Consider the following 7,827-nt stretch of genomic DNA (forward strand, 5'->3'; position numbering starts at 1 on the left):
GTCCGGGGCGGGGCTGCTGCGTGGGCTGATCGTGCAGCTGTTCCTGGAGGACGTGGCGGTCGAGGACCGGGGCGGGGCGTTGCATCTCAACACGCTGCTTCCGCCGAAGCGTCTGGATCAGCTGACCGACCTGCCCGGGGTCGAGGCGACGCACGACAGTGTGCTCGAAGCGCACCTGGCGTGTGCCCGCGTCTTCCTGCCGGTCGCGCGTGAGCTCGCCCAGACGTCCGGCGCGCAGTGGCCGACCGAGCTGGAAGCGGCCCTGGACCGTCGCCTGCGGACCGAACTGGGCGTGGACCTGAGCTGAGGCAGGGGCTCAGGCGAGTTCTGAGCGTGAGCCTGAACCTGAGCCAGTAGCCGAACTCGCTTGGGCGCCGTCCGACGCCCAAGCGAGCGAATCCGCTGCTATCCGCTACTTCCCGTTCGCGTTGAACCCGAGGACGGCCTGCCCGGCGCTGTAGAACACCTTGCCGCCGCCGCCGATCAGCGTCGAGACGTCCTGCCCGGCCAGCAGCGAGTTGCTGTAGGTCCAGTTGCACTTACCGGTATTGGCGTCCACCGCGTACAGCGCCTTGTTCAGGTCGGTGACATAGACCTGCCCGTCGCCGGTCGCGAAGGCGCCGCTGATGGAGAACTGGCCCGAGTTCGGGAGCGCGGACTGCCAGAGCACCTTGCCGGTGTTGGCGTCCACCGCGGCCAGGTAGGCGTCGGCGGTGACGTAGATCCGGCCGCTGCCGTCGGTGAACGGGATGTTGATCAGCGCGGGGTCGGTCGGGTCGCCGATGATGGTCTGCCACTTGGTGGCGCCGGTGGCCGGGTCCAGCGCCATGAGCTTCTGGGCGCCGGTGAACAGGGACTTCCCGTCGTCGGCGAAGAAGTCCTCGCCGGCCGAACCCATCGTCGCGAGGTGGATCGGGACCTGCCAGACCTTGTTGCCGGTGGTCACGTCCAGGCCGGTGACGGTGGAGTCGGTGTCGGAGGCGGCCGCCTGGTGGCCGGTGAAGATGAACTTCCCGCTCGCGGGCACGTGGACGCAGCCCAGGTCCGCGTTGAGCTGCTTCCAGACCAGCTTGTGCGTGGTCTTGCTGACCGCGAAGATGGCGTCGCCCTGGACGTTGACGTTGGCCGTGAAGATGATCAGGTCGCCGATCACGCCGGCCGCGCCCTGCAACTCGTACGAGCTGTCGAAGGGGATCAGGGTCCACAGGGTCTTGCCGGAGTTGACGTCGATGGCGAAGCAGTTGTCGTGGCCGGTGCCGTCGTCCCCGGTGGTGTACACGGTGGTGCCGTTGGGGTCCATGCAGGCCATGTCGCTGATCGTGCCGCCGCCGCAGGCGATGTCCGGCCACTTGGTCTTCAGCGAGGTGTCCAGGCCGTGGGTGTTGTTCGTGCCGACCAGGATGAGCGTGTTCTTGCTCAGTGCGCTGTTGTAGATCGGGTCGCTGGTGGTCGCGTTGAACGCGGCGTTCGCCTGGGGCGCCCCGCCCAACTGGTTCGACGCCGCGGTGTTCGGGTCGTTGATCGGCGCGCTGTTGCTCGGGCCGGTGACGCCGCCGGAGGCCTGGCTGCTGGGCCCGCCGGTGGCGGTGTTGCCCGGGCTGCTCGGCCCCGCGCCGCTGCTGCTCCCGTTGGCCTGCGGCGGGTTCTTCTTGCTGGAACCGCCGGACAGGGCTATCGCCGTGCCGCCGCCGCCGAGGACCACCACACCGCCGCCGATGATGCCGAACAGCGCGCGGCGGCTCATCTTGCCGCCGGTGTTGGGGTTGCCGTTGTGGCCGTTGTAAACACCCTGCGGGCCGGTGCCCGGGCCGGGGCCGTAGGGGCCGACGCCGACCATCCCGCTCTGTGCGGTCTGGGCGTACGCCGGGGCGTACGTGCCCTGCGGGGGAGTGCCGGGGCCCTGGTAGCCGGGCGCGCCGTACGGCGGGGTCGGGCCCTGCGGGCCCATGTGCCCGGCCGGGCCGGAGTTGACGCCCATGTGCGTCATCACGCTGCTGGCCTGCACGATCGCGTCGGTGTAGGTCGGCGGCAGCCAGCCGCCGGTGGTCGGCGCCGGGGCGTTGGCGTCCAGGTATTCCAGGATCTGCTGGGTAGTGGGCCGGCGGGCCGGCTCCTTGTGCAGACAGGCGGCGATCATATCGCGCAGCGAGTCCGGCACCCCGGTGATGTCCGGCTCCTGGCTCACCACCCGGTACAACAGCGCCGGGGTCGGGCCGTCGCCGAACGGGCTGCGCGCGGTCGCGGCGTAGACCAGGGTGGCGCCCAGGGAGAACATGTCGGTCTCCGGACCCACGCGTACGCCGGAAGCCTGCTCCGGGGACATGAAGCCCGGCGAGCCCATCACGGTCCCGGCGGTGGTCAGCGCGGTGCCCTCGGTCGCCCGGGTGATGCCGAAGTCGATGACGTAGGGACCGTCCAGGGCCAGCAGCACGTTCGCCGGCTTCAGGTCGCGGTGGATGATCCCCGTACGGTGGATCGCCGTGATGGCCTCGGCCAGACCGGCGGTCAGAGTGCGCAGAGCGGGCTCGGGCAAAGCCCCGAATCGGGCGACGGCGTCGCCCAAGGAGATGCCGGCGATGAACGCCGTGGCGAACCAGGGCACTTTCGCTTCGGTGTCGGAGTCGACGACCGCGGCCGTGAATGCTCCCGAGACTGACTTGGCAGCCTCGATCTCATTCCGGAAACGCTGCCGGAACTGTGCGTCGTCGGCCAGTTCGGGCCGCACAGCCTTGACCGCCACCGTTCGGCCGCCGGTGGAGCGGCCGAGGTAGACCTTGCCCATGCCGCCGCTGCCGAGCACGCCGAGAATGGCATATGGACCGATGCGTGTCGGATCCCCCGCGTCCAGCGGTTGCATTCGCTGACCCCCATCAAGTACTCGTTGTAGTTTGCCCGAACCGGGACAGCAGGATAGGGCGTCCGCCTGGAAGGATTCACCCCAACCCCCGTAACAAACGTAGCTCGTTTTCCTGTTTGGGCCTCAACGTATTGCAGAACTGCTCTTGACGGTGGGCGTCGGGCCCGCTCTCCACGACGCGTTCGGGGCGGTTCGGCAAGGGTTTTCAAGTAAGGCGGGGCGTTTTCCGGCCGGATCCGGCGGTGTCGGCTTGTCAAGGGTCGGATTCCAGGTCCCGGGCGACCTGCGGATCCGGCGGGTAACGGTTTGGGATCGGTTCGGGGCAGGGTTGGCCACGGGGCCGCGATCCGTGGCCTTTCAACAGCTTTCCGCGGTTTTGCGCTGCCAGCTGCCAGCTGCCAGCTGCCTGCTGCTCGCCGCCGGGCGATCGGGCGATCGGGCGATCGGGCCGAGCAGGTCGTATATGGGACGTAGACGCCCGCTGTGGCAGGGTGGGGGCACCCCCGTCCCCACGGAAGGAACACAATGGCATTCCGGCGTCCCGCGGCCCTGCCGACGCTCGCCCTCGCCGCTGCTCTCGGCGCCACCGCGCTGGCGACCACGGCCGCGGCCGAGCACACCGCGTCGCCCTCGGTCGGCTCGCACAGTGCCGGCCGCTACCCGCACGCGTACGGCAACGTCAAGGACTGGAACAGCATGGTTCCCGATGGTGGGCACCAGGCGGAGGCCGCCTCCTGACGTCCGCTCCCTGACCGGCCGCCGTCCCCCTCGGCCGGCCAGTCGCTGGACGCGGCCCCACCGCGGTCCAGCGAGACGTCGATCGGCCGCCCGGCTTCGGCTGCCCCGATCCAGCTGCGCGGCGTCAGTCGGCTGCGCATCGCCGTCGACAGCGGCGATGCCGGTGTCGGCGCGGCGGTGGGTGTGACGCGTCCCGAACCGCGTCAGCCCGGCGCCGCGCCGTCCACCGGCGCGGCCGCCAACTCGGCGAGCAGTGCCCGCACTGCTCGTTGATCAGCGGCGCGCCCCTCGGCCTCGAACTCGGCCAGGGCGGCGTGCGCGTGGTCGCGGGCCAAGGCGTCGGCGCCGAGCGCGTGCAGCGCTTTGGCGAGCTGGAACCTGGCCCGTGCGGCGCGGTCCAGGGCACCCAGGGCGCCCCAGCCCTCGGCGGCCGTGTCGAACCGTTCGGCGGCCTCCGCGGGGCGCTCCAGGGCGGCCAGGGCCAGTCCGCTGACATACCGGGTCTGCGCCGCCGAGGCCGCGTCGCCGCGCTCCCGCGCCGAGGCGAGCAGCGCGTCGCAGTCGGCGAGCACGTCGGCGGCCCGGCCGGCGCGCAGCCGGGAGACCGCCATGTTCAGCAGCGAACTGGTCTCGCCGCTGCGGTGCCCCAGCTCCCGGGCCAGCGTCACGGCCTGCCCGAACAGGTCCGCCGCCTCGTCGTACGCGCCCCGGCCGTGGGCCACCACCCCCAGGTCGTTCAGCACCTGCCGGGCGATCACCGGATCCTCGGCCAGCGTGCACAGCTCCAGGGCCCACCGGCCGTGCTGCGAGGCCTCGTCCGGCCGCCCCGCCGCCAGCGCCGCGTTCCCGGCGAGGAACCAGGCCCGACCCTGGCCTCGCACGTCCCCGGCCCGCTCCGCGGCCCGCGCCAGTTCCCGCACCGCCGTCGTGGTCTTGCGTTCCCACGGTCCCGGTCCGAACGGGCTCATCGCTATCAGCAGGTTGATGGAGGCGGCGACCAGGTCCCGATACTGCGCGGCCTGCGGCCCCGTTCCCAGCGCCTCGGCCGCGATCCGGGCTGTCAGTTCCGCGGCCGTCGCCGCCTCGCCGCGGGCCCAGTCCCGGGCGGCGGCCGGGGAGTCGAACGCGAAGTCGCCGACCCCCGGCGGCGCCAGCGTCTCCCGGATCGGGTCGCCGGGCACCGCCGCCTCGAACGCCGCGCAGGCCCCGGCCAGCAGGAACCCGGTCAGCCGGGAGCGCGCGGCCAGCCCCTCGGCCGCGGCCCGCTCGGCGTTCCCGGCGGCTCCGTGGGCGAAGTCCCGCAGCAGGCCGTGGTGCCGATAGCGGTGCTCGGCCGGCGATTCCAGCATCGCCACATCGACCAGCGACTCCAGCACCGCCTCGGTCTCGGCCACTGGCAGCGCGAGTACAGCCGCCGCGGCGGACAGCCCGATCTCCGCCGCCTCGACCGCGCCGAGCAGCCGGAACGCCGTCGCCTGCGCCGCGGTCAGCTGCTGGTAGCCGACCTCGAAGGCGGGCGCCACGGCCAACTCGCCGATCCGCAGCTCCCGCAGCCGCGAGCGCTCGTCGGCCAGCCGCCCGGCCAGCGAGGCCACCGTCCACGCCGGCCGGGCCGCCAACCGCGCGGCCACGATCCGTACCGCCAGCGGCAGCCGTCCGCAGGCCTGGACCAGGGCCCGGGCCGCCTCCGGCTCGGCCTGCGGCCGCTCCGGGCCGGCGACCCGGCCGAGCAGTCCGAGCGCTTCGTCGTCGTCGAACACGTCCAGCCAGACCTGCGCCGACTTCGGCAGCGCCACCAGCCGGGCCCGGCTGGTCACCAGCACCGCGCAGCCGGTGCTGCCCGGGAGCAGCGGCCGGACCTGCGCGGCGTTGGCCGCGTCGTCGAGCACGATCAGCAGCCGGCGGCCGTCCAGCACGGTGCGGAACAGCGAGGCGCGCGCGGCGGTGCCCTCCGGGATTTCCTTGGCCGGCACCCCCAACGCTTGGAGGAAGTCCTCCAGCACGGCCTGCGGCGGTACCGGTGAGCCGCCGGTCCCGCGCAGGTCGGCGTAGAGCTGGCCGTCGGGGAAGCCGGGGCGGGCCCGGTGCGCGACGTGCAGCGCGAGCGTGCTCTTGCCGACGCCGCCCATCCCGGCCACGGCCAGGACCGTCGGCGTGGTGCGCGGCTCGGCGGCCGGCTCGGTCCCCAGCTCGGCGCCGAGCCGGTCGGCCAGCGCGGCGCGGCCGACGAAGTCCGGCTCGGCCGGCGGGAGCTGCGCCGGGCGCGCGAAGGCGGCCTTCTCGGCCCGCCCGGCGGCGGCGTGCCGTGCCGACGGGCCCCGCGCCGACATCGGCGCCGAGTTCGATGCCGGGCTCGGCGCTCCGCCGGCCAGCACCTCGGCGTGCACGGCCCGCAGCTCCGCCCCGGGCTCGACCCCGAGTTCGCCGATCAGCAGCCGGCGGGCCGAGGTGAACGCGGCCAGCGCGTCGGCCTGCCGTCCGGACTGCGACAACGAGCGCATCAGCAGTGCGTACAGCCGCTCGCGCAGCGGGTGCTCGTCGCTGAGCGCCCGCAGTTCCGGCACGCACGAAGCCCCGCGGCCCAGCTCCACGTCCAGCGCGATCCGCCGCTCCAGCAGGCTCAGCCGCAGCTCGGCGAAGCGCCGCCGCTGCCGCTCGGCGAACGGCCCCGGCACCCCGGCCAACGGCACCCCGGTCCACAGGTCGACGGCCCGCCGGAGCAGCTCCCGAGCCTGCTCCGGGCGGCCTTCGGCGCTGGCCCGGTCGGCCTGGGCGGCCCAGTACTCGGCCAGTTCGGCGTCCACCGGGGCGCCGTCGCCGCTGTCGGTGGCCCCGGTGCCGGCGGCGCCGACGAGGCCGAAACCGTTCAGCGCGGCGGGGGAGGGGCCTTCGCCGTCGGCGAGCCCGTCCATCGTGCCGCGCGTGCCGCCGGCGCTGCCGCCCCCGAGCGGCGGCAGCGCCAGCCGATAACCGCCGGCCAGGGAGACCAGCACTTCGGACGCGGCGCCGTCGGCGGCGTCCGGGTCCAGCACCCGGCGCCAGCGCCACGCGTAAGTCCGCAGGATCGAGCGGGCCCGGCTCGGCGGATCCTCACCCCACAGGGCGTCGATCAGCTCGGCCGAACTCGCGGTGCGGCCGGGCAGCAGCAACAGCGCGGCCAGCATGGCCTGCTGCTGGGGGCTGCCCGTGGCCAGTTCCGCCGCGCCGCGCCGGCCCCGCAGCGGACCGAGGACCTGAAACCGGATCGCGTTCACGTTCTGACCAGATCCCTGTACTTCTCTCGTTATTCGCCGAGGGGCGCTTTCGCTCCGTGGATGCCGCTTTTGATCAGTCAATACAGAGCAGGCTAAGAGGGGCGCCCCGGCGCGGGCAAGAGAGGATGATCATCAAGGGCGGTCAGGTGCGGCGTAGATCTCAACCGATTGTCAGTCCGGTGAGCGCGGCGGGCCTGGCGGGCCCGGTGGCCGATGGGGGTCCGGAACCGCCGCAGGGCCCGAGGGCCCAGGCGGCACCGTCGCCGCCGGCGACGTCGGTGCGGGCGCTGGTGCGGGTGTCGGTGAGGCTGTGGGTGTGGCTGTCGGTCTGGCTGTCGGTGTGGCCGGGTCGATCCGGCCCGGCGGCGCCGCCTCGGCGGGCGGGCCGGGCTCGTCGGCCAAGGCCGGGCGCAGTAGTTCGGTGTACCGGTCCAGGGCGGCGAACAGCACCCGGAGCGGTACGTCCGGGCGCACCGCGCGGTCGATGAGCTCCTCGACCGCGGCCCGGCCCATGACGGCGATGTCCGCTTCCCTGATCTCCACGCTTGGCAAACGCCGGGTGCCCGCCAGCGTTACGCGCAGGTCCGCGGTTTGTTCGGCGCGACAAATAGGGCCCGCCCCGAGTTGTGGTGGACACCAGCCGTTGCGCCGAAAGCGTGGTGTGGCCACCGGGGGCGCGGGGGCTTTTGTTCCCAGTCACGGATGGTGCGATAGTCACGCTCGGTCCGCGTACGATTTCGTAGCGGAGCCGGGGTGTTGCCTTCTTCTGCTTGGAAGAACGCCGATATAGTGTCTATGCGCGGTATGGCCGGGAATGACAATGTGCAGATCGCAAAGTCGGCGCGGAATGTCCGCCCGGCCTCCATACCGGCGCCGTCCCGAGACCATTGAATCAGGGTTCTTGGTTATTGTCCGGAGTCGGCCCCACAGTCATCGCAGAGCCCTCACACCCACCCGTTCGGGTAGGTGATCACCGGC

The 7,827-nt window shown here is 72.8% G+C and carries 4 protein-coding genes and 1 pseudogene; 2 read left to right on the plus strand and 3 right to left on the minus strand.

Annotated elements, in window-relative coordinates; translation table 11 throughout:
• A pseudogene (locus IZR01_RS46400) lies at nucleotides 1-307 on the plus strand (nucleotidyltransferase domain-containing protein); the annotation flags it as partial.
• A 105-nt stretch (nucleotides 308-412) separates the two neighbouring features.
• Here the strand turns inward: IZR01_RS46400 and IZR01_RS46405 are convergent.
• Nucleotides 413-2,857, minus strand: coding sequence for a protein kinase domain-containing protein (locus IZR01_RS46405; RefSeq protein ID WP_194899552.1), 2,445 nt, complete (start codon nucleotides 2,855-2,857; stop codon nucleotides 413-415).
• A 525-nt stretch (nucleotides 2,858-3,382) separates the two neighbouring features.
• Between IZR01_RS46405 and IZR01_RS46410 the strand changes: the two genes are divergently transcribed.
• Nucleotides 3,383-3,595 carry a hypothetical protein gene (locus IZR01_RS46410; protein ID WP_194899551.1) on the plus strand — a complete coding sequence of 71 codons (213 nt, stop codon included), beginning with the start codon at nucleotides 3,383-3,385 and terminating at the stop codon, nucleotides 3,593-3,595.
• 203 nt (nucleotides 3,596-3,798) lie between these two features.
• On the opposite strand, the gene IZR01_RS46415 is transcribed toward IZR01_RS46410, so the two are convergent.
• Entirely contained in the window at nucleotides 3,799-6,759 is a 2,961-nt protein-coding gene (locus IZR01_RS46415; protein ID WP_438939730.1) for an AfsR/SARP family transcriptional regulator, read from the minus strand.
• Nucleotides 6,760-7,020: 261 nt separating this feature from the next.
• Complete coding sequence (locus IZR01_RS46420) at nucleotides 7,021-7,392, minus strand: hypothetical protein (RefSeq protein WP_194892741.1); 372 nt, start codon at nucleotides 7,390-7,392, stop codon at nucleotides 7,021-7,023.
• Between the last annotated feature and the right edge of the window lie 435 nt (nucleotides 7,393-7,827).

Origin of the sequence: Catenulispora pinisilvae (assembly GCF_015356865.1) — a bacterium.
GTDB classification, from domain to species: Bacteria; Actinomycetota; Actinomycetes; order Streptomycetales; family Catenulisporaceae; genus Catenulispora; species Catenulispora pinisilvae.

Bases quoted from the DNA above. Each gene is read 5' to 3' on its own strand.
- IZR01_RS46405 (WP_194899552.1), bottom strand. From the start codon at position 2,857: ATGCAACCGCTGGACGCGGGGGATCCGACACGCATCGGTCCATATGCC.
- IZR01_RS46410 (WP_194899551.1), top strand. From the start codon at position 3,383: ATGGCATTCCGGCGTCCCGCGGCCCTGCCGACGCTCGCCCTCGCCGCT.
- IZR01_RS46415 (WP_438939730.1), bottom strand. From the start codon at position 6,759: ATGCTGGCCGCGCTGTTGCTGCTGCCCGGCCGCACCGCGAGTTCGGCC.